Annotated in this window: 18 protein-coding genes; 4 read left to right on the top strand and 14 right to left on the bottom strand. The window is 28.8% G+C overall.

The window, feature by feature from the left end:
• Positions 1 to 57: 57 nt before the first annotated feature.
• From JJC01_05045 to serS, 10 genes are all read right to left on the bottom strand, one after another.
• Positions 58 to 1,014: an ABC transporter permease gene (locus JJC01_05045; protein ID UDN59229.1), complete on the bottom strand. Its 957-nt coding sequence runs from the start codon at positions 1,012 to 1,014 to the stop codon at positions 58 to 60.
• Between the two features lie 27 nt (positions 1,015 to 1,041).
• Positions 1,042 to 2,688, bottom strand: coding sequence for a peptide ABC transporter substrate-binding protein (locus JJC01_05040; protein UDN59228.1), 1,647 nt, complete (start codon positions 2,686 to 2,688; stop codon positions 1,042 to 1,044).
• Positions 2,689 to 2,724: 36 nt separating this feature from the next.
• Positions 2,725 to 4,014, bottom strand: a complete 1,290-nt coding sequence (locus JJC01_05035; GenBank protein UDN59227.1) for an EAL domain-containing protein — start codon at positions 4,012 to 4,014, stop codon at positions 2,725 to 2,727.
• Positions 4,014 to 5,492 (bottom strand): GGDEF domain-containing protein, encoded by a 1,479-nt coding sequence (locus JJC01_05030; GenBank protein ID UDN59226.1) that lies wholly within the window; start codon positions 5,490 to 5,492, stop codon positions 4,014 to 4,016. Before JJC01_05030 ends, JJC01_05035 begins: the two co-directional genes overlap by 1 nt.
• A 103-nt stretch (positions 5,493 to 5,595) precedes the next feature.
• Positions 5,596 to 7,197, bottom strand: coding sequence for a GGDEF domain-containing protein (locus JJC01_05025; GenBank protein ID UDN59225.1), 1,602 nt, complete (start codon positions 7,195 to 7,197; stop codon positions 5,596 to 5,598).
• A gap of 356 nt (positions 7,198 to 7,553) precedes the next feature.
• Entirely contained in the window at positions 7,554 to 8,810 is a 1,257-nt protein-coding gene (locus tag JJC01_05020) for a serine hydroxymethyltransferase (GenBank protein UDN59224.1), read from the bottom strand.
• 180 nt (positions 8,811 to 8,990) lie between these two features.
• Positions 8,991 to 10,079: a hypothetical protein gene (locus tag JJC01_05015; GenBank protein UDN59223.1), complete on the bottom strand. Its 1,089-nt coding sequence runs from the start codon at positions 10,077 to 10,079 to the stop codon at positions 8,991 to 8,993.
• A 285-nt stretch (positions 10,080 to 10,364) separates the two neighbouring features.
• Positions 10,365 to 11,063: a response regulator gene (locus JJC01_05010; GenBank protein ID UDN59222.1), complete on the bottom strand. Its 699-nt coding sequence runs from the start codon at positions 11,061 to 11,063 to the stop codon at positions 10,365 to 10,367.
• Positions 11,064 to 11,191: 128 nt separating this feature from the next.
• Positions 11,192 to 12,685, bottom strand: a complete 1,494-nt coding sequence (locus tag JJC01_05005) for a histidine kinase (protein ID UDN59221.1) — start codon at positions 12,683 to 12,685, stop codon at positions 11,192 to 11,194.
• A 198-nt stretch (positions 12,686 to 12,883) separates the two neighbouring features.
• Positions 12,884 to 14,155, bottom strand: coding sequence for a serine--tRNA ligase (serS, locus tag JJC01_05000; protein ID UDN59220.1), 1,272 nt, complete (start codon positions 14,153 to 14,155; stop codon positions 12,884 to 12,886).
• 370 nt (positions 14,156 to 14,525) lie between these two features.
• Between serS and JJC01_04995 the strand changes: the two genes are divergently transcribed.
• The gene (locus tag JJC01_04995) at positions 14,526 to 15,068 is read left to right on the top strand and encodes a helix-turn-helix domain-containing protein (GenBank protein UDN59219.1); all 543 of its coding nucleotides are present in this window, start codon (positions 14,526 to 14,528) and stop codon (positions 15,066 to 15,068) included.
• A gap of 180 nt (positions 15,069 to 15,248) precedes the next feature.
• On the opposite strand, the gene JJC01_04990 is transcribed toward JJC01_04995, so the two are convergent.
• Entirely contained in the window at positions 15,249 to 16,847 is a 1,599-nt protein-coding gene (locus tag JJC01_04990; protein ID UDN59218.1) for an amidohydrolase family protein, read from the bottom strand.
• Between the two features lie 398 nt (positions 16,848 to 17,245).
• On the opposite strand from JJC01_04990, the gene JJC01_04985 reads away from it, so the two are divergent.
• Positions 17,246 to 18,172, top strand: a complete 927-nt coding sequence (locus tag JJC01_04985) for a carbon-nitrogen hydrolase family protein (protein UDN59217.1) — start codon at positions 17,246 to 17,248, stop codon at positions 18,170 to 18,172.
• Between the two features lie 199 nt (positions 18,173 to 18,371).
• On the opposite strand, the gene JJC01_04980 is transcribed toward JJC01_04985, so the two are convergent.
• Positions 18,372 to 19,367 carry a YhdH/YhfP family quinone oxidoreductase gene (locus JJC01_04980; protein UDN59216.1) on the bottom strand — a complete coding sequence of 332 codons (996 nt, stop codon included), beginning with the start codon at positions 19,365 to 19,367 and terminating at the stop codon, positions 18,372 to 18,374.
• A gap of 120 nt (positions 19,368 to 19,487) precedes the next feature.
• Here JJC01_04980 and JJC01_04975 point away from each other — a divergent pair, with 120 nt between their 5' ends.
• Both JJC01_04975 and JJC01_04970 read left to right on the top strand, forming a co-directional pair.
• Positions 19,488 to 19,925: a MarR family transcriptional regulator gene (locus tag JJC01_04975; protein ID UDN59215.1), complete on the top strand. Its 438-nt coding sequence runs from the start codon at positions 19,488 to 19,490 to the stop codon at positions 19,923 to 19,925.
• Between the two features lie 86 nt (positions 19,926 to 20,011).
• Entirely contained in the window at positions 20,012 to 20,599 is a 588-nt protein-coding gene (locus JJC01_04970) for a rubrerythrin family protein (protein UDN59214.1), read from the top strand.
• Positions 20,600 to 20,994: 395 nt separating this feature from the next.
• Here JJC01_04970 and JJC01_04965 read toward each other — a convergent pair whose 3' ends face one another.
• Positions 20,995 to 22,326, bottom strand: coding sequence for an MATE family efflux transporter (locus JJC01_04965; GenBank protein UDN59213.1), 1,332 nt, complete (start codon positions 22,324 to 22,326; stop codon positions 20,995 to 20,997).
• Positions 22,319 to 22,753 (bottom strand): MarR family transcriptional regulator, encoded by a 435-nt coding sequence (locus JJC01_04960; protein UDN59212.1) that lies wholly within the window; start codon positions 22,751 to 22,753, stop codon positions 22,319 to 22,321. Before JJC01_04960 ends, JJC01_04965 begins: the two co-directional genes overlap by 8 nt.
• Positions 22,754 to 22,755: the final 2 nt, after the last annotated feature.

Genomic DNA, 22,755 nt, shown 5'->3' with positions numbered 1-22,755 from the left:
TCTGAATTACAGCCATCAATAGATGAAAAATCTTCATGAACAAGTACTCTTTTACTACTATCTATTTTCCTCACCTCCTAATCTCACGCGAGGGTCTATACAGCTGTTCAAAATATCCACGATTAGATTACACAACACAAGAAACATACCAAAAAATAATGTTGTTCCTATAATCACTGGATAGTCATTGGCCTGTACTGAGTCCACAAAGTATTTTCCAAGACCTGGAATAGAAAATACATATTCTACAGCAAATGTCCCAGTCAACAGAACTGCTGTCATAGGACCAAGAACTGTTATCACTGGCATTAATGCATTGCGTAGACAATGATGAAGGATAATATCTTTTTTCTTGATTCCTTTCACTTTTGCTGTACGAATATAATCCTGCCCAAGTACATCAAGCATACTAGAGCGCATTAATCTTCCAATACTTGCCATAGAGCCAAAAGCTAGCGCAAATGCAGGTAAAATCTTGCTATTTTCACTCCCCCATCCTATAATTGCAAAAAAATGGATACCAGTAAATTGAAACAACACAATTCCAAAAAAATACTGCAACAAAGCACCAATAATAAATGATGGAACAGACACCCCAAGAAGCACCAAAATCATCATCAATGTGTCCCACTTTGTCCTATGCTTCAAAGCAGCTATAATACCTGACAAAAATCCCAAAATGATTGCAAAAATCAAAGCCCGTATTCCCAGTTCTAAAGAAACTGGGAATGCCTGGGCTATAATATCTGTGACTTGACGACCAGAAACAATTGAAGAACCAAAATCTCCATGTATCAAATTATTCACATATATTCTGTACTGCTCTAATACAGGTTTATCTAGACCATATTTTGTGGCTAAAGAAGCTTTTATCTCAGAATTAATTACCTTAAGTCCAGAAAAAGGGTCTCCTGGAAGCATCTGCATCAGTAAAAATGTAATGGAAATCAAAACCCATACAGTAAGTACCGCATAAATAAGTCGCTTAGCGATATACCTCATTTGTAAAGACATCTTGTCTGCTCCTGTCATGTTTTTTATTTACTTAATATGTGCATTTAAAACGTTAAAGAATTGAAATGGTGTACGTACTAGACCAACTAGTTTGTCAGAAACTGCATAAGTAGTACATGTAAAATACATCGGTCCTATAACCATATCATCCATTAGAATTTTTTCTGCCTGTATCAGTATCTCTTGACGCTTTTTAGAATCACTCTCATGAGTTGAATCCTCAATCAACTTATCATACTTTGGATTGGAATACTTTCCATAATTGTTCATATTTTCTGTTGTATAGTTCTCCAAAAATGTAATTGCATCATTCTCAGAAGGACCCCAAGCATCCACTGCAAAACTATAATCACCATTTCTTTTTGCTTCAGACAAAGCTTTGACTGCTGTAGATTTCAGTTCTACATCCAGTCCAAGATTTTCTTTCCATTGTTGTTGCAAGTAGGCAGCCTGATTCTGATTATATGTTGTATCTGATGTCCAAAATACAAGTTTAATATCTTTCTTTTCTATCCCAAGTTCTTGAAGTGCCTTATCAAGGAATTCCCTTGCCTTATCTTTGTCATACTTAAATAAGCTACCACGTTTTTCTGCATAACTTTTACCATCAACACCTTTTATAACACCTGGTACAAGACCATTGGCTGCTATAGAACCATCATTAATTACATTATTAAGTAGACTTTGTACATCAATAGAATAGGCAAGTGCTTTTCTTAGGTTTATGTTAGAAAGATACTCATTTTGTGTATTAAAGCTTAAATACCAAGAACCTCCATCTATATAGGATTGAATAGTATCTTTACTTTTGTCTCCCACGAGTTTAATTTGTTCGTTATATAGGTTACAAAGATCAATTTCTCCAGCAGTAAATGCATTCAAACTTGTATTTGCATCTCCTATCATAACCAACTTAACTTTAGGAATATTAATTTCTGATGCATTATAATATTCTTCAGCTTTCTCCATTGTAATATGGTCATCATGAACCCATTCTGTTATTTTATATGCACCATTTGTTACCATTTTATCGGCCTCTTTAGCGTACTGTTTATCACCAATTGCCTTATAAGCCTTTTTATTTATTGGCAAAAAATATGGCTGTGACAAATAAAACAAGCCATTAGTCATTGGATGAGACCATTGAATTTCTAATGTATAATCATCTAATACTTTTAACCCAAGTTGTGATTCGTCAATCTCACCCTTATAAAATGCTTCTCCATTTTTAATATTCTTGTATATATACGAAGCAAATATACTTCCAGTAGAAGGCGTCATCTGTGTCACCCAGGAATAGTAAAAATCATTCGCGGTTACTGGGTCTCCATTTGACCATTTTGCATCCTTTCTTAGATGCATTGTATAAATAGTGTTCGCATCATTTATATCCCAACGTTCTGCTAAATCAGCTACTGGCTCATCCTTCTCATTCAACTTTGTGAATCCAGCCATGCAATGATAGAGAATACTTTGTGCAATAGTATCACTCATTCTCATTGGATTCAATTCTGTTGGCTCAGATGTAACATTTAACGTTACCATTTCTTTTCCTTGAGTCCCCTGAAAAACTGAGCCTTTTGTTGCATCTCCTTGAGTAGGTGTGGAACATGCCACCAAATTTAGTGCAAGTATAGCTACTACTAATAATGTTATAATTTTTTTGTATCTCATATTTTTCTCCCTCTAAATAATTAATTCATATAATTCCTAACAATCATCCTGCACATCCAATATCATATTAAATGAATCAATTGACATAGGTTTATAATAATAATAACCTTGAACCATATCACATCTATACTCTTTTAAAGACTCTATATGTTCTTTAGATTCTACGCCTTCAGCAATTACTTTCATATTTAAAGAATGAATTAAATCTATAATAGTCTTTATTACTAAACTACTATTGCCATTTAAGTTATTTAAAAAAAACTGACGGTCCATCTTGATAATATCAAAATGAGCATTAAGTAATACATTAAAAGAAGAATAACCATCTCCAAAATCATCTAGTGAACATGTAAACCCATATTCTTTGAAATCAGATACTACTTTTTTTAAACGTTCAGTATCATTTAAAGAAATTGATTCCATAAATTCAATTTCAATATAGTGCTTCGGAATATCATATTTTTCAAACACATCAATGTAATTTTGAACAATCCCTGGGTCATAAAAATGTGACTTTGAAATATTAAAACTAATTGGCACAACTTTCTGATTGTTTTTTATTCTTGTATCCAAGTACTGACACATTTGTTCAAAAGTATCAATATCAATTAATTTAATGTAGCCATTTTGGTTTAAAATAGGCAGAAATTTATATAATGGGATGCTGTTTCCATCTTTATCAAACCAACGAAGTAATGCCTCTGCACCTATAACCTTTCCATTTATTAGACTGATTTTGGGCTGTAAGTACGTGACAAATTCATAACCTTTATATGCATCTGCTGTCTCTATTTCCAGTTTCATACGGTCCATATAACTATTATAAAAAGAATCACCATAAAGTTCTATACAAGAACTTCTATTAAGTAAAGCTTCACTTTCTTTCCTACACAAATTCGCATAATTTAGTGCATCATAAAATGAGACTTCTGGGTTAATAATCACATAAATACCCATAGACATAAAAAGATTTCTATAAATCCGCTCATCATCTATACGATATAATATGTCAATTAGTGGTATCAATCGTTCATATATAAGATAGTTAGAATCATCACACCTTACTAAAAAAGCAAAGTTATCCGCATATAAATATGCAGCGTACTCCCTTTCTTCTAAAAATGTGGTTATTTTTTGAAAAACCAATGTCAGGATTTCATCACCTGCTTTACTTCCATACTTTGTATTAAAATAGCGAAAATTTTTAATGTTCAAGTGTATTAAAGCATATCTTTCATCACTACCTTTTATCTTACAATATTTTTCCAAAATATATGAAGTATCATACATATCACGCTTTAAGGTGCTATTATTTTCCGTTTCCATTACGATTGGCTCCTTTGTTTATAAATTGTATATACATTTCTTCCCTTATTTTTGGATTGGTATAAGGCTAAATCAGCATTTTTAATAAGAGTTAATTCATCACAACCATGCATATGTATCTCATTATATATCCCAAAAGATAAAGTGAGCTGTTTGGAATTTTTACTTTTTAAATGTACAATATTTTTGTCTCTCAGCTCTTTTTGAACTGATTCAACAAATGTAATAATTTCATCATCACTTCTATCAACAAATATACAGGTGAATTCATCTCCTCCATATCGTGCAGCAAAAGCATTGTTTGGTAAGTTCTTCTTTAATAAAGTAGTAACTTCTTTTATTGCCTCATCACCTTTTAAATGACCATAGTAATCATTATATTCTTTGAAAAAATCGATATCAACCATAACATATCCAATGGATAAAACCTCATCATCTTGGATTAATTTACTTATAAGTTTACTACAGTATCTTCGATTATAAATTTTTGTAAGTTCATCTATATCTGCTACTGTTTGTAGACTAACTTGCTTTTCCAACATAAGATTCTGTTCTTTTTCTCTTTCATAGAGAGAAATAAGACTTTTGAAGCTTTCGCCCATTGATATCTTACTGTCCATTTCTCCTTTTAATATGGTTTCATAAAAAGTTTCATAAAGTTCATCAGTTTCATGCCCAAATAGAATTGAATATTGAACATGTAATTTTTGAATTTGTATCATTATATTTTGATTCGTATTTTTATACAATGTGTCTAATTGGTTTAAGCACCATGCTGCATCTTCTTCTCTTTTCAACAAAAGCAAAAATTCCATTAAATATAAATAAATGGATTTCAGTAAAAACGCTTCTTCCTTATTTTTAATCAACTTATTTATCAAACTATCTATTTTATGTAACGCTTCTGTTTCCTTATTTTCTAATAATAAAAGACGTATTTCTCCTTCCATAAATAATAAAGGTAAAATGCCAACTTCACATTTTACTCTTAAACATTTTTCATGATACTTCAGGGCTTTATCTAATTCTCCTTGAACACAAGAAAGGTGTAATAGATTCACAAGTATAGACTTGTAATAAAAAAGCACACTTTTTATAGGAATATCTTTTATAACATCTAATGCTTTTGTATAGAATTGCTCTGCAATTTTATATACACCACTTGTGTAAAATATATCAGCAATATTGTTATAGAAAATAGCACATGATTTTTTATCTTTAATTTTATAAGCAATTTGGATTCCTTCTAAATATATAGTAAGAGCTGCTATTTCGTCACAAATAGTAACATTTCGCAAGCCCTCTATTTTAAAATATTCAATTAAAACATCAAAATAATTTTTATTCTCAGCAATTTCTCTTGCCTTCTCTGAATGAAAATTATAAGCATCTACATCCCATTTCATTTGAAAATATTGTGCCAAATACACATGAGCCAATGCTTGTCCATAGAAGTAGTTTAACTGTTCTGATATCATTAGTAACCTATCACAATCGTGTTTATTAAACCTAGAATTATGCTCAAAACGACACTGAATTCGATCAATCAGCAATTGAATTTGTTCAAGTGCTACATTATAGTTATTCATTATGCACCTCTTCCATAGCAATTATTGATTTAGCATTATTTCTACCATTATTCTTTACATCATATAGTGCTTTATCTACTTCATCAAATAAATTAAGTACATCAACTTTAGTTGAAACTGTCTTATTACCATATCCAATTGACAATGTTATTATTTTTTCACATCGTGAATGTATATGTTCAAGACTTTTTTCTTTTATTGCTTCTTTTACTTGATTAACATATTCAGCCATTTGTTCAAAATTCAAATCCCAGCTAAGACAAACAAATTCATCACCACCATAGCGAAAGACTGCCATTTGTTCATTTGCCTTTTCTTTCAAGCCACTTGCTACTTGTTTTAATATTTCATCACCTTCCAAATGACCATAATAATCATTGTATTCTTTAAAGTAATCAATATCAAATATTGCAAGACCAATATTAGTATATCTATTACTATTGAGAATTTCATCTTGCTTAATATTAAAATAATAACGATTGTATACATTAGTCAATTCATCATAATTTACAAGGTCATATAATTCTTCTAATACTTTTTTTGATTGAGTATACTTAGTATAAGTGTCATTCAATTCAATTTTTGCACGTAAACCTTCTACTTTTAATAGATTTACTTGATTCTGTGCTTTTAAATATAAATCATAATACTCGTGGTAATGGTAATATAATTCTTTTTTTGTCTCAAATTTCTGTGAATACTTAATATTCAATTTACATAATTTCAATAAAGGCTCTGGTTCATCTTCTTTTATTAGCTCTTGTAAGGATTGTAATAATTCACTTGATTTTACTTTGTTTTTGATAGATATCATTGCTTCTAATGCATTCATCAAAAATTCTATGAGATAAACACGATTTGGAAAAGTCATAAGTCCATCATTCTGCATTTCCTGTAGATAATATAAACTTTTTTCTTGATTCTGTATCTCTGCATAATAAAGCAAATATGCATAATCAACATATATTTTTAAATCTTTCTCTTCGAAGGGAAGTAAACTCAATTCTTCAATAGTTGATTTCATCAATTCAAGCTTACCTAATTTTAAATATATATTAATGAAATTAATTAACAGCATTCGCAGAAAACGTGGCTTCGTATCTGGCAAAGAACGCAATACTTCCATTGATTTATCTAAATAGAACAGTGCTTCATCATATAATTCATAGTCCAAATAATAAGCACTAATATTCCCATAATTTATACCAATGCGATGTCTGATGTCTAATCTTTCAGAAACATCCAATGCTTTTAAAGTGTATCTAAATGCAGACTGTTTATCATATGAATTTAAAGAAAGTAAACTACACAGTGCATAAAATTTTTCTAATAATTCACTTGGATTCTTTTCATTAATATACTCTTGTGCATACTCCAACTCTTTTGATACGCATTTCATATTTGATTCCACATAGAAATAATAATCGGCACGCCATACATGTCCAAAAGCCACACTTTGCCAATCTTTACTTTCTTTTGAAATCGAAATCAGTTTATCACAAATCCCACAAATAACATCATCGTTCACATTAATGTTTTCATGTATTTTTCTCTTTAATTCCTCAATTTCACACAAAACGTAGTTTTCAATCATGGCATTACTCCAAATTTATTTTTTACAACATTATAACACACAAGTGAGGCTTTCCACAATGAGATCTACATTTGTGTATCATAAGTATTAAATAGACTATACTGCTGTCCATTGTTGGCAATAACATACCTATTTTCCTCTTATATCAATGGTTCACAGTTTTTTAAGATTTTAAATAAACTTTCATTTAAATTATTACATAGATTAGGAGTTCTTAGAAATTCCATTTTCTATTTTTCTACAAAAAAAGGAGATGATTCAAAGTTTTATTTTGAGGCATCTCCTTATAATAATTATATATTATTGGGTTTTATGTTATAGGCTTTATAGGTTGTGAGCTATATAAATCAATATACTTAATCTTCAAAATATCCTTCTGGATATAATGGGAATTTAGCTATAAGTTCCTGAGCTTCTACCCTACATTCATCTAATACTTCTTTATTATCAATATTTTCTGCTACCTTATTCATTATTCCTGCTATTTGCACAACTTCTTTTTCTTTAAGACCTCTTTGAGATATTGATGTAAGACCGATACGAACGCCACTAGTTACAAATGGTGATTGTGGGTCATCAGGTATAACATTTTTATTAACCGTTATTCCTACATATTCAAGAGCCTTTTCAAACTGCTTTCCTGTCAAATTTTTACTTCTTAAATCAACCATTACTATATGATTATCAGTTCCACCACTTACTATACTAAATCCGTGAGAAATAAGTTCAGCTGCCAAAGTTTTAGCATTTACTACTACTTGCTCCATTATTTTACGAAACTCATCTGTCCCTAAATACAATAGCGAAAACGTTTTCGCTGCAACTGTGTTAAGATGTATAGAACCTAATGTTCCTGGGAAAACACCTTTATCAAGTTTCTTTGCATGTTCAGCTTTACAAAGCACAATACCACTTCTTGGTCCACAGAAAGTTTTTGTTGTAGATGAAGAAACAAAATCTGCATAAGGTACAGGACTAGGTATTACTTTTGCTGCCACCAAACCTGCAACATGAGCCATATCTACCATAAAATAAGCTCCTACTTCTTTTGCAACATTTGATATTCTTTCATAATCTATCAATCTTGGATATGAACTTGCCCCTGCAATTATAAGTTTTGGTTTACACTCTTTTGCCTTCGCTTCAAGAGCATCATAATCTATACGACCAGTATTTGAATCTACACCATAAAATTCATATTTATAAATATCATGTAAGAAGTTTACTGTACTACCATGTGTTAAGTGTCCCCCTTGGTCAAGACGCATACTTAAAACAGTATCATTTGGCTTTAATATTGCTGAATATACACAATAGTTAGCTGTAGAACCTGAGTAAGGCTGTACATTTACATGTTCTGCTCCAAATATTTCTTTTGCACGTTTTATTGCTAGATTTTCAAGTTTATCTGCTTCTTCAGAACCTGCTTGGAAACGTGCTCCTGGATAACCCTCTTCTGTTTTATTTGTAAATACACATCCACTTAATTCAAGTACTTCTGTTGGTGCTGTACTTTCAGAAGCTATCATCTCGATATTATGCTCTTGTCTAACCAATTCACCAGCTACAATTTCGTATAACTCTGGGTCTGAAATTCTTGTTGTTTTTAACATAATAACACCTCTTCTTAATTTAATTATTTTTATAAATTTAATTAATTTTTATTTATATTCTACTATAATATTTTAATTAATTATATTATCAAAATTTGCAATTTATTTAACTATTTTGACTTTTTTATAATTTGTATTACAATAAGAAATTTTCTCAACTATCAATTACCCTAACTATATTTATTCCTGACTTTGAGTTGATTTTTCTCTACATGTAATTGCCCTATATACCATGCAAACTAAAATTAAAAGTCCCATATAACCTGTGTATGGATATAAAATATTTACTAGCTTACCAAATGGTAAAAAGCCACCAATACAAGCCAAAATAGCTACTACTGTTGTAACTAATTTAAATTTAGGGTGTTTGTCTTCAACAATTCTATTAGTCACAGACCATAAAAGTGGAACAGCAGTTGTATAGATACCTAATATAAGTGCAACTGAGAAACATACACCTACAATAGGAGATATATTATCTGCTAGATAAAGGGATGGTATCTCTTTCATATACAGGTTACCTATATCTGAAATCATAGCTAGATACATAACTATACCAGCAGTCATAAAAACTACACCACCTAATAATCCTCCCCAGAAAGCATCTTTTTTATTTTCAACAGAAGCTCCCATACCTGTTAAAAATACAATCATTACAATTATATTTAATGTATTGTAAATTACACCTGAAACTATTGGGCTTCCTGATGCTTTTGTAACTTCAATATTTTTCATTGCCTCTCCAACAACAGGTAATCCATCTAAGTGCTTAAATAAACTTATTAATCCAACTGCAATAGTAAATACTGCTATTACTGGTCCAATGCGCCCAAGTATATTTACTAATTTTTCAAGCCCCATGGATACTGTGATTAGTGTAGCAATAGACATTAATACCCTTCCTAAATAAGGATTTATTCCATAATATTCAGTTAAAGTTGAACCAGCACCTGAAATCATTACTATCAGAATTCCAAATAAAAATATTGGACTAAACCATTCATAAAATTTTCCTAGAATCTTTCCACAATAAAAAGTGTAAATTCTTGTTGGCTCTTTAAGTTTTAACTCTCTCCCCCTTGTTATGACTTCAACACCAAGAAATGAGAATAGTACCATCGATATTAATGCTCCAATCAATCCCATATATCCTTGGGATGCAAAAAATTGGAGTATTTCTTGACCAGTCGCAAATCCTGAACCTATTGCTGTTGCTAAATAAGCACCTGCAATACAGATAACATTTTTAATATTTACTTTGTCTGACATATCAACTTACCTCCATTATAAAGTTACCTTCTTTAACAAATATAAATTTACAGCGAATTTAAATGAATATTCTGTCTTTTTGGAATAATATTTAATTCACTTTTTTTATTTTGTATATTTTTTAATTTTTATTTATATATATTTTTTTATATATATAGGTACATCTTTTATAAGGTTCAATGTTATTAAATATGTTTAAAGCGCTTTAATTTTTGTTATTAATTAAAGTATACTTATCCAGACATTTTCAAACAATTATCTATATTGACTTTTTATTTATCAATTTCAATTTTTAATATTCAATTTATAAACTTTGGGTGTCATCCCTTTTTCTATCTTAAAATTCTTATAAAAGTTATTTAGACTGTTATATCCAACTATTTCCGCAATCTCATTTATACTTTTTTTTGTATTTTCAAGCAATTCTATAGATTTTTCTATTCGTATATGATTTAAATATGATATAAAGGTAGTATTCAAATTACTTTTAAAAATCCTAGATATATTGGATGGATTAGTTAAAAATAATTTAGCACAATCATTTAATTTTAAATCCTCACTATAATTTAAATTTATATACTCTAGTATTTCATTTAACAAATCATTGCTAGTATACTGATAACCAATAATCTTTTCTACAGACCTAGTAAACTCCTTCAAGTCTAGTGGTTTAAGAAGTATATCTTTTACATTTAATCTTAAAGCTTTTTGGGCATATTCAAAATAATCAAAGGCAGTTATTACTACAAATTTTATTTTTTTAGATATGTGAGATGTTCTTTCTATTACTTCCAACCCATTATATATCGGCATCTGAATGTCTATAAATACTATATCTGGCTCTAAACTAATTATCTTTTCTACTGCTTCGTCACCAGAAGTTGCTCTCCCAACAATTTCTATTGGCATATCTTTCATCTCTATAAAATGTGTTATTATTTTTAAAACAGCTTCTTCATCATCTATTATTAGTGCTCTTCTCATGAGAATTCCTCCCTTTTAGCTTAATGATGTACAAAAAAGTAAGATGTAAAAAATAATATAGAAACATCTAATATATTTCTTTATACTGATAAAACTTATTAATTTTATCTAAGTTTTATACATATTCTTTATTCATTTTCAAGAGGGATTTTAATAGTTATATAAGTACCTTCTTTACTATTTGATTTAATATTCATCTCAAAATCACTTCCATAAGCAGATGTGAACTTTGTATATATTAAAGATAGACCATGACCATTATTACTATGAATACCTGTTTTCACTTTTTCAATAGTACCTTCATCCAAAATAGTTCCATTATTACAGATTTTTATAACAGCATACTGACAATCTACACTTGCAACTATTTTAATTTGCTTTTCTTTATCAATATCTCTAAAACCATGTGTAAAAGCATTCTCTACAATAGGTTGAATAAAATTGAAAGGTACAGAAATCTTATATAACTCTTTTGGAATAACATATTCAACTTTTAATGCATTACCATAACGTAACTTTTGCAAATTTAAATAATTTTTAATATATAATATTTCAGCTTCTAATTCTACAAACCTTAAATCCGACCTCATTGTATATCTAAACATTTTAGACAAATCTATTATTGCACTATATAAATCATAGCAACCATCATCAAGTGCTATACTTGCCATTGAATTTAAAGTATTAAATAAAAAATGATGATTTATTCTCAAATTAGTAACTGTATCCTGTGCTACCTTTAGATTCATTTCAAGTTGTTCTCCATAGTGATATGTTCTTGCAATAGTTTGTTCTTTCTCTTGTAAATCTTTTCTTATATCATTAAATGAACAAAAATTTATTATGTTTTTAGATATTTGCTTTAATAATCTTTTTATGCTCCTAGCAGCACCTTCTGGAATATCATATAAATTACTATGAGTAGTATCTAGATTTAAATCAGATAACAATACATATCCTCCTCGAATAACTCCAATACTATTGTTCTTGTATAATATTGGAATATTATATATAGTTATCCCATACTTACATATGAATTGATTGCTACTTTTTTGATTCATACAATCGCAATTTTTAGGAAACTTCATAGGGTTACACTTTTCAAAACAAAATAATGGAAAATATGGATTTTTTAAAACTATGTTCCAAGAATCATCATATATAATCAGTGGAATTTTAAATGGATCAATAAACTGACCACGAATTGATTCTACTGCTGCATATAAATTTAAAGTACTTTCACTATAATTTATTAAGGTCTTTTTTAAATCACTATTAGGATTGATTTCTATAACTTCACTTTCTCCTATATTTCCTACATTATTTGAAACAATAAGTTCTTTTATTGGTCCATCTCCTGTATTTATAGACTCATGTGTGCTACCAGATTCTATGTAAAAAATCATACCTTGCGAAAATGGCTTCCAAACTCCATTTATAATATATAACCCTTCTCCTTCTAAAATATATATCATCTGTTCTTGACCATAATGAACATGATTAAAATGTTTTTTACCTGGCATAGTAACTGCAATATATATATTCATAGCTTGTTTTGGGTTATTCTCATCATAAGTATGTTTCCATTCAATATATCCCCACTCAGTATTTTGAATCTTCATAAAAAAACCCTTTCTGTTTATAGATTATTTATATTCATTTACCCTTAAATAAATTATCAAATAAAAATGTGCACATACTCTTTCATATGATAGCTATACTATATCAATATTCATTAGTTTGTACACATTATTATATTAATTATTATTTTTTAATTATTTATAGCTTACTTTATTATTTAAAAATATATATTTTAATTGTTATTTAATAACAGAAACACCCATATATGGTCTTAAAGCTTCTGGAACTATTACAGAGCCATCTGCTTGTTGGTAATTTTCCAATATAGCTGCTACACTTCTTCCAATAGCCAGTCCAGAACCATTTAATGTATGTGCATATTCAGCTTTAGAATTTTTGTCTCTTTTAAATCTTATTCCAGCTCTTCTAGCTTGAAAATCTTCACAGTTTGAACAAGATGAAATTTCAACATATCTGTTATAACTTGGCATCCAAACTTCTACATCATATTTAAAAGAAGCTGTAAATCCTAAGTCACCTGTACATATTTTTACTACTCTATATGGTAAATTTAATAATTGTAGCATAGTCTCAGCATTATTAGTTAATTTTTCTAATTCATTGTAAGATTCTTCTGGAGCTACTATTTTTACCATTTCTACTTTATTAAATTGATGTTGTCTTACCAAACCTCTTGTATCCCTTCCAGCAGAACCAGCTTCTGACCTAAAACAAGGAGTATATGCTGTATAATTTATTGGTAGTTGCTCAAATTTAAGTATTTCATTAGCATGTATATTAGTTAAAGGAACTTCTGATGTTGGAATTAAAAAGTAATCTAATCCTTCTATTTTGAACATATCCTCTTCAAACTTAGGTAGTTGTCCTGTACCCAAAAAACTATTTCTATTTGCCATAAATGGTGGAATAATTTCTGTGTATCCATTTACTGTTGTATTTGTATCTAGATAAAAATTTAATAATGCCCTTTCTAATCTAGCTCCTAATCCCTTATAAAGAGTGAATCTTGAACCAGTTATTTTACCAGCTGTTTCAAAATCAAGTATACCTAACTCAGTCCCTATTTCCCAATGAGCTTTAGATTCAAAATCAAAATTAGACGTCTTACCCCAAGTTCTCACCTCAACATTATCTTCATCGGTTTCCCCTTGTGGTACTTCTGAATGTGGTACATTTGGAATTCTCATTAACAAGTATTCCATTTTTTCCTCTACATCTTTAAGGTTTTGGTCTATAACTTTAATCTTGTCAGATAACTCTTTTAGCTTAATTTTTTCATTTTCTACATCTTTACCTTCTTTTATAAGATTTGGTATATTTTTAGATGCAGTATTTAATTCGTTTTTCATAACCTCAACTTCTTGAAGAATTTTTCTTCTTTCATCATCTAACTTAACTACTTCATCAAGATTAAAGGCTTTTTCACCTCTTCTTTCCATTGCTTTTTTTATACAATCTAAGTTTTCTCTTATTCTTTTTATATCAAGCATTTTTTCCTCCTCAATACTTTAAGATTGGATGTTATCTCTTAATCTCAGTTAACTTTGATAATAGTATATTTGCTTAAGGTTAAGAAATCTTTTTCTGTCTTATCCGAACCTATTATTTTTATTTAGTTATATTTTACTCACTTTTTTACACATTGTCAAATTATATTTAATTAAATTAATATAATTTAATTTTTCATCATTAATCTTACTTTTACTTTCATTATAATTATGCTAATTTTAGCAATCAATTATCTATTTTGACTTTTTTTTTATCAATCTTATATAATTATCAATTTTCATATAAATTTTTTTACCTTATGATATAATTCTTTATATATTCTTTGTCAGATGTTAGAATAGGAGGATTTTAATGAGTAATTCAAGTATAGGTAAAAAATTGACTTTATGTAGAAAAAAACAGAACATTAGTATAAAAGATTTATCTAAATTAATTAAAGTTACACCTTCTTTAATTAGTCAAATAGAAAAAGGAAGCGTAAATCCATCCATAAATTTTTTAAAATCAATTTCAAATGCTTTAAATGTACCATTAATTACTTTTTTCGTTCCTTCTATTGATGATTCAGAATTAATTGTAAGAAACAATCTTAGAAAAATAGTAATTTTTCCAGAATCAGAAAATATTTTATATGAAATGTTATCCAATAATCCATTTAATAAATTCGAATTTGCCATTATGAATTTGTCTCCTAAGTCTTACTGTAAAGAAAAAAATGGGCATGCTGGAGACGAAGTTGCTTATATACTTAAAGGAAGTGTTGAACTTAGTTTGGAAGATGATATATTTGAATTAAATGAAGGTGATAGTGTAAAAATACCTTTTGGTATGAGACATAAATGGGGAAATCCAAGTGAAGTTGAAAGTAAGGTAATCTACATAGTTGTGTCCTAAAAACACAAATTTTCAAGGTAGAATTAATAAAATTATGGCAATTAACCTTTAGACCTAATAAGCTAGCCCTTCAGTCACATATAATATTATTTAACTCTACCTATTTTATTAGATTTTATTTTTACATAATATTTTTTATACAATACTTTTACATAATATTTAAAAGAATATAATTCATATCTATTTTAATGAATATAATACTTCCCCTTCTACTATTGTTTGTAAAACTTTAATATCTTTTATTTTAAGAGAGTCAACAGTAAGTGGATTTTCATCTAGTACTATTAAATTAGCTAGCTTGCCTTCTTTGATTGAACCCTTTTTATCTTCTTCAAAATATTGATATGCTGCATTTATAGTAACACCTTTTAAAGCTTCTAATGGGCTTATTTTTTCATTTTCACCTATCAATACTCCTTTTTTTGTAATTCTATTAACCGCACACCATATTGTTTCAAGCATATTAGGTGCTATTACAGGTGTATCTTGATGTAAAGTATAAATTAAACCTTTTTCTATAGTTGTTTTAATTGGACTAATCTTAAATGCTCTATCTTCCCCAAGGTTTTTAATATGAATATCTCCCCAATAGTATGTGTGAGCTACAAAGTATGAGGGTATCATGTTTATTTTTTCCATTTCATCAATTTGGTCTTCTCTTACAGTTTGAGCATGTATCATCACAGGTCTCATATTATCTTTAATATTTTTTCCTGTTATAACTTTTTCAAATAAGTTTATCAACTGGTCTGCCGCTGCATCCCCATTACAATGAGTTAAAAGTTGCATTTTTTCTTCTACTGAAATGTTTATAAATTTCTCTACTTCCTCATCTTTATATATAGAATACCCACGATAACCATCTTCTGAATTTTCATATGGTTTCGTTAACCATGCTGTCTTTCCTTGAGGAGAACCATCTAAAAATATCTTATATCCTCCTATTTTAAATCTATTTACATATTTCTTTACAAAATTTTTATTATCATCTTTTACAGATTTACTATTTTTTAAATCTACATATCCTACAATATCTATTTTTAGTCTATTTTGATTTGACATTAGTTTTAAGAGATTAAATTGATTATCTGCCATTAATCCCTCTTGTGCTGTTGTAATACCATAACTTAAATAAATATCTTGTACTTTTTCAATTAGATTACAAACTTCATCTAATGATGGTTGTTTTATTTTAGATGATACTTTAAAAAAGGCATTTTCCTCCAAGTATCCATTTGGCTCTTTACTCCCTTTGACTCTGCCTATATGCCCTCCTTCTGGGTCTTGTGTTTCATGAGTAACACCTAATTTTTTTAATCCTAAAGTATTTGCAACTCCCATGTGACCAGAAGCATGTGAAATTAGTATTGGATTTTCTAAAGATGCACTATCTAATAAATCTTTATCTGGATGAATATTTTCTTCTAAAAAATTGTTATCATACGAAAAACCAATTATCCATTCACCCTTTTTTATATCATTTGAATCTTTAAAATCTTGTATTTTCTTTACTATATCTTTAAAGCTAGTTGCATCTTCTAAAGGAACTAATCTTAGAGTAGTAGCAAAAGCTGTCAAATGACTGTGTGAATCTATAAAGGAAGGCATCAATGTTTTACCCTGCAAATCTATGACTTCTGTTTCATTATTTTTTAAAGCTAGAATTTCTTCTTTAGTTCCTATTTTTTTTATTATTTTATCTTTTATAAGAATAGCATCTCCACATATTGAATCTTCCATTGTAAGGATATTTCCATTATAATAAATTTTTTCTTTCATAAAGTTCTCCTTAAATTGTCTATTTTGATAAATTTATTTTAGTATTTTATAATTAATTATTCGTATTTCATTAAGCTTATTTTTTTTAATATTAACTAATATTAATATATAAAAATCTCATTTTTAATTATTGTTCGCCAAGAAATAAATACTATTCATTACAAATATTATAATTTAATAGTCATAATATTGATGTGAAAAATTAATATTATATGTTAATAAAAAAAAGTACTTAATATGAATTATTTTTTTGTATAATTGTAATTTGCTAAATCATGATGTATCATTTTAAATATACAGTTACATCATTATTTACAAGATAAGATACTTTTTTCTCAAATAAAACCTGATGTAATCTGTTCAAATCAACAAATTCAAATATTTTTTAGGAGGTTTTTATGAACAAAGAAAATAAAAATGTAAGAATTGCTGTTGTTCAGGCATCACCAATTATAATGGACTTAGATAAAACTGTTGAAAAAGCATTAGAATTAATTAAAGAAGCTGGTAGAAAAGGGGCAAATATAGTAGTTTTCCCAGAAGCATTTATACCTGCATATCCAAGAGGACTTTCATTTGGATTTGTTGTTGGAAGTAGAACAATGAAAGGTAGAGAAGATTGGAAAAGATACTATGATAATTCTGTACCAGTACCTAGTGCTACAACAGATTTATTAGGAAAAGCAGCCCAAGAAGCAGGAGTATATCTATCAATGGGAATAACAGAAAGAGATGGAAACGATATAAATTGCACTCTTTATTGTACAAACTTATTTTTCTCACCAGAAGGTAAACTTATTGGTAAACATAGAAAACTTAAACCTACAGGAACAGAAAGATGCATTTGGGGTGAAGGTGATGGAAGTACTCTTACAGTTGTTGATACTCCATATGGGAAAATGGGTTCATTAATTTGCTGGGAAAACTACATGCCACTAGCTAGAACAGCTCTTTATGCTAAAGGTGTAAAACTTTATATAGCCCCTACTGCTGATTCAAGAGAAGAGTGGCAATCAACTATGAAGCATATCGCTTTAGAAGGAAGATGCTTTGTTATTGGATGCAATCAATATGTTGAAAAAAATATGTACCCAACTGACCTTAACTATTATAAAGAACTTGATGCAGAACCAGAGATTATGTGTCCAGGTGGAAGTTGCATAGTTGACCCTTTTGGAAAATATGTAGCAGGCCCTATTTTCAATAAAGAAGAAATATTAATAGCTGATTTAGATTTAGAACAAATAGTTCTTAGTAGACTAGATTTTGATTCAGAGGGTCACTATTCAAGACCTGATGTATTTGAATTAATTGTTCACGAATAGTCTTTTTATCCAAAATCTTTACATAAACTTTTTACATAAAAATCAAAATGAGATACTCTTAAATAAAATAATTTTAAGGTATCTCATTTTTTATTTTATGATTTGATGTTATAGTTTTACATTAAAACTTACTTAACTATATATTAAGAACCAATTATATATTCAGAATCAGTTAACTTAACTATAAACCTAACCTTCACTACAATCCTAAATCAACTACTGTTCTTCCTACATGCTTTCCTTCTATTATTGAATCTATGCTTTTACTCAATTCATTTAATGATACTACAGTTACCATGTCATCTAAATCTTCTAGCTTCCATTCATTTGACAATAAGTCCCATATTTTTAATCTCAAATTCATTGGGCAATCTACAGAATCTATACCATATAAAGTAACACCTTTTAATATAAATGGATATACTGAACTTGTAAAATCAATTCCACCTGCATTACCACATGTTGTAACTGCTCCACAATAATTAGTTGTCTTTATTGCTGTTGATAAAGTATTTCCTCCTACTGTATCTATTACTCCAGCCCATCTTGGTCTAAGTAGAGGTCTCCCTGAATTATCATCTACTTCTGATCTATGTATAACATCTTTAACACCTAGTTTTAATAATGTGTCTTTTTGTTCTTCCAATTTTCCTGTTGAAACTGCAACTGAATATCCCAATTTAACTAATATTTTAGTTGCAATCACAGCAACTCCTCCAGTACCACCAGTAACTAGTACATCTCCCATATCTTTGTCTACAGTATTTACAAATTTATATACAGATAAAGCTGCTGTAAATCCTGCTGTACCATAATCCATTGCTTCTTTTAGAGAAAGATTAGTTGGAAGTTTGACAACCCAATTAGAAGGAACTCTTATATATTCTGAAAACCCTCCAGAGGTGTTCATTCCTAAATCATAACCTGTTACCAAAACTTCATCTCCAACTTTAAAATCATCACAACTACTAAATTCTACTACACCAGATGCATCTATTCCTGGAGTATGAGGATATTTTCTAGTTACACCCTTATTTCCATTTGCTGAAAGTGCATCCTTATAATTTAGTGAAGAATATTTTACTTTTATCAGAACATCTCCTTCTGGTAGTTCATCTATATCTCTTTCGATTATATTTCTCTTAAAACGTCCCTCTTCTTCTGTAATATATAGTGATTTAAAATTTTTACTCATAAATTTCCTCCCAATACATTTAGTTTTATGTTAAACTAATTATAGTTGAAAAATAGTTTTATGTCAAACTACTTTTTATTTCAAAGTACCTCAAATAATTTAAAGATTGGAGATTAATTTATGGAAGATAAATATATTATACATTTTATAAGTAAGACAAAAGCTAATATGCTTAAATTCATTGAAAATAAACTCAATAAAAACGGTTTAAATGAATTGTTGCCTACACATGGAAATATACTCACTGCACTTTATGAAAATAATGGAATACTTACAATGAAAGAAATTGCAACTAAAATAGGAAAAGACAAATCTACTGTTACAGTATTAGTTAATAAACTTATAAGTCTAGGATATATAGAAAGACAAAAGAGTGACAATGACAAACGTATTACATATATAAAACTTACAAAGAAAGCAATGCTAATAGAGGATACATTCAATAGTATTTCATCACAAGTTAAAGAAACAGCCTACTGTAATATCACAGAAAAGGAAAAGCAAGAATTTCTTAGAATTTTAAAAAAAATCAATAATAATTTCAAAAATGCTGACTAAATTGAGCATAATTATATCTAGTTTTGGAATAATAAATAAAAAGAATCAAATATTGTAAAAATTTATTGTTAATAGAGAGGTATAATATGAATTTAAAAGACAGTAAAACTAAAGAAAATTTATTGAGAGCTTTTGCAGGTGAAAGCCAGGCTAGAAATAGATATAATATTTCTGCATCTGTAGCAAAAAAAGAAGGATTATATATAATAGAATCTTTATTTAATTATACTGCTGACCAAGAAAAGTCACATGCAAAACAATTTTTTACTAAATTAAAAGAATTTGCTGGAGAAAATATAAGTATATCAGGAGCATATCCTGTAGATTTATATGATAAAACAGCTCAACATCTTAAAGCTGCACAACATAATGAGCTTCAAGAGTGGGATGATGTATATAAAAACTTTGGAAAAACAGCACGTGAAGAAGGTTTTGAAGCTATAGCTAAATTATTTGAAAATATAGCTGAAATAGAAAAAGTTCATGGTGATAGATTTGGTAGATATGCTACTGATTTAGAAGAAGGTACTTTATTTAGAAGAAATGAAGATATCCAATGGATATGTACAAACTGTGGACATATTCATATTGGTAAAGAAGCTCCAAAAGCTTGCCCTGTTTGTCTTCATCCACAAGGATATTTCTTGGACTTTAAAAATTCATTATTTGAATAAGTAAAAATAATCTACTGTATTTAAGCAATTTATTATATTGATACTATCTAGTTTTATAAATATTAGATTATTCTAATATGAAATTATATTATAAAAATGATATTATCCATTAAATACAGTATTCTAAAAGTATAAAAAAACTTGAGAACTAATTTTACCACTTATTTAATATTTATCAAAGACTTTGATACAATAAAAATAAAGAGAAGTGCAATTATTAAAAATGGCACTTCTCCTTTTGCTGTTTCAATTTGTCATTGAATTTATATCCTACACCACATATTGTAACAATATGTTTCGTATTGTTGGGGTATACTTCTATCTTATTTTACAACTTGCTTTTTACATTCTTATCTGTTGTAGTATGAGTAATAGGATTGACCTTAATTAAGGTTTTATTTACAATAGCCATAATGTTTTTTTCTAATCAAAAATAAAAGAGAAATAAATAATCCTAAAAATTCTGCAACAGGGACAGCTATCCAAACTCCTATTTCTCCAAATATATTTGGAAGAATAAGAATAGCACCTAAAATAAAAATAAACGTTCTAGAAAAGGATATAATAGCTGATGTTTTCCCATCAGAAAATGCTGTAAACATTGCAGAAGAAAAAATACCAAATCCCATAATCACAAAAGCTAGAGAATAGAAGGAAAAACCATAAAGTGTAATATTGTAAACATCACTGTTAATTGAAGTAAAAATAGTCAATGACTTTGTTATAGTCAAATGAATTAAAATATTCGATACTATTGAACTAATAATCAAAAATAATATACTGTTCTTAAATATATCTTGTAGTTGCTTTTTATCACCATGTCCATATTTAAAACTGATAATTGGAGCTATTCCATTGGAATAGCCAAAATAAATAGCTGTAAAGATGTATTGGAAATACAGGATAATTGTTATAGAAGCAACACCATTTTCACCATAATATTGCAAAAAAGTATAGTTAAACATAAATGTTGTTACAGCATTTGCTAAGTTTGTTACCATTTCCGATGACCCATTTGTACAAGAACGAAAAAGCACATTCCAATTTAGTTCTGGTTTTACAAAGTGCAGAGGATTATTTCTTGCAAAAAAGAAATAGGCTAAACCTACAATTGCAGGAATACAATAACCTAATCCAGTTGCAATCGCTGCACCAGCAATACCCATATTCAATGGAACCATAAAGATATAATCCAGCACAATATTCACAACTCCAGCTAACAACGTAACAATCAGACCAAGTGTTGGTTTACCAGAAGTAACCAGAAAAGTCTGAAATGCTGTTTGAAGAAAAAATGCAGGTGCAAAGCTAAAAAGTATTTTAGCATAAGTAATACACAAAGGAGCTTGTATTGAACTTGCACCTAAAAACAAAATAATTTCATCAATAAACAAGTTTCCAATAATAGCAATAAAAATACCAATCAATATTTCTACAATGATTAAGAAACTCAAATTTTTTCTTGCTTCCTCTTGTTTTCCTTCCCCCATCTTTCTAGCAACTATAGCACTTCCACCTGTTGCAACCATGATTGCTACAGCCATTTCAAAACTGATAGCTGGATATACCATATTCGTAGATGATAATGCTATTGTACCAAGCAAACGAGAAATAAACATACCATCAACAATAATGTACATAGATAAACTAATCATCATAATAACATTAGGAATTGCAAAAGATAGTAAAGAAGTAAATGTAAATTTTTTAGCTAATACATTATCCATTTTTAATTTCCTCCTTTAACAATTCATAGTATGCAGTATTACAAGCAATAAGTTGATTCCATTTTTCATCTCCTAATTTTTCAATAGCCTTTTCTTCCATGCTATGAAGTGGTTCTAATATTGAATCAGTAAATTGTTTTCCACTCTTTGTAAAAGAAACCAGACGCTCTCTTTTATTTTCAGAATTAGACGAAATAGTAATATATCCCTTCTTTTCAAATTCCATCAAAATCCCATGTACCGTCTGTTTAGGTAAAGCCCACCACTCACAAATTTGCTTTTGCGTACATACCTTATACTCATCTAAAGTATATAAGATAACTAATGCATTATAATTTAAATCATGTTTTTTAGCCCATACCCTGTATAAATCTAAAGTTCCACTTAAAACAGCATTTACAAGTTTAATTTGTTCACGAATTTCCATAA

The organism is Clostridioides sp. ES-S-0010-02, from assembly GCA_020641055.1.
GTDB lineage: Bacteria > Bacillota > Clostridia > Peptostreptococcales > Peptostreptococcaceae > Clostridioides.
Note: the sequence above shows the minus strand (reverse complement) of the source record. Positions and strands in the feature narration are given on the sequence as shown.

Excerpts from the sequence above, each read along its gene's own strand:
- JJC01_05045 (UDN59229.1), bottom strand. The coding sequence starts at position 1,014 with ATGTCTTTACAAATGAGGTATATCGCTAAGCGACTTATTTATGCGGTA.
- JJC01_05040 (UDN59228.1), bottom strand. The coding sequence starts at position 2,688 with ATGAGATACAAAAAAATTATAACATTATTAGTAGTAGCTATACTTGCA.
- JJC01_05035 (UDN59227.1), bottom strand. The coding sequence starts at position 4,014 with ATGGAAACGGAAAATAATAGCACCTTAAAGCGTGATATGTATGATACT.
- JJC01_05030 (UDN59226.1), bottom strand. The coding sequence starts at position 5,492 with ATGATATCAGAACAGTTAAACTACTTCTATGGACAAGCATTGGCTCAT.
- JJC01_05025 (UDN59225.1), bottom strand. The coding sequence starts at position 7,197 with ATGATTGAAAACTACGTTTTGTGTGAAATTGAGGAATTAAAGAGAAAA.
- JJC01_05020 (UDN59224.1), bottom strand. The coding sequence starts at position 8,810 with ATGTTAAAAACAACAAGAATTTCAGACCCAGAGTTATACGAAATTGTA.
- JJC01_05015 (UDN59223.1), bottom strand. The coding sequence starts at position 10,079 with ATGTCAGACAAAGTAAATATTAAAAATGTTATCTGTATTGCAGGTGCT.
- JJC01_05010 (UDN59222.1), bottom strand. The coding sequence starts at position 11,063 with ATGAGAAGAGCACTAATAATAGATGATGAAGAAGCTGTTTTAAAAATA.
- JJC01_05005 (UDN59221.1), bottom strand. The coding sequence starts at position 12,685 with ATGAAGATTCAAAATACTGAGTGGGGATATATTGAATGGAAACATACT.
- serS (UDN59220.1), bottom strand. The coding sequence starts at position 14,155 with ATGCTTGATATAAAAAGAATAAGAGAAAACTTAGATTGTATAAAAAAA.
- JJC01_04995 (UDN59219.1), top strand. The coding sequence starts at position 14,526 with ATGAGTAATTCAAGTATAGGTAAAAAATTGACTTTATGTAGAAAAAAA.
- JJC01_04990 (UDN59218.1), bottom strand. The coding sequence starts at position 16,847 with ATGAAAGAAAAAATTTATTATAATGGAAATATCCTTACAATGGAAGAT.
- JJC01_04985 (UDN59217.1), top strand. The coding sequence starts at position 17,246 with ATGAACAAAGAAAATAAAAATGTAAGAATTGCTGTTGTTCAGGCATCA.
- JJC01_04980 (UDN59216.1), bottom strand. The coding sequence starts at position 19,367 with ATGAGTAAAAATTTTAAATCACTATATATTACAGAAGAAGAGGGACGT.
- JJC01_04975 (UDN59215.1), top strand. The coding sequence starts at position 19,488 with ATGGAAGATAAATATATTATACATTTTATAAGTAAGACAAAAGCTAAT.
- JJC01_04970 (UDN59214.1), top strand. The coding sequence starts at position 20,012 with ATGAATTTAAAAGACAGTAAAACTAAAGAAAATTTATTGAGAGCTTTT.
- JJC01_04965 (UDN59213.1), bottom strand. The coding sequence starts at position 22,326 with ATGGATAATGTATTAGCTAAAAAATTTACATTTACTTCTTTACTATCT.
- JJC01_04960 (UDN59212.1), bottom strand. The coding sequence starts at position 22,753 with ATGGAAATTCGTGAACAAATTAAACTTGTAAATGCTGTTTTAAGTGGA.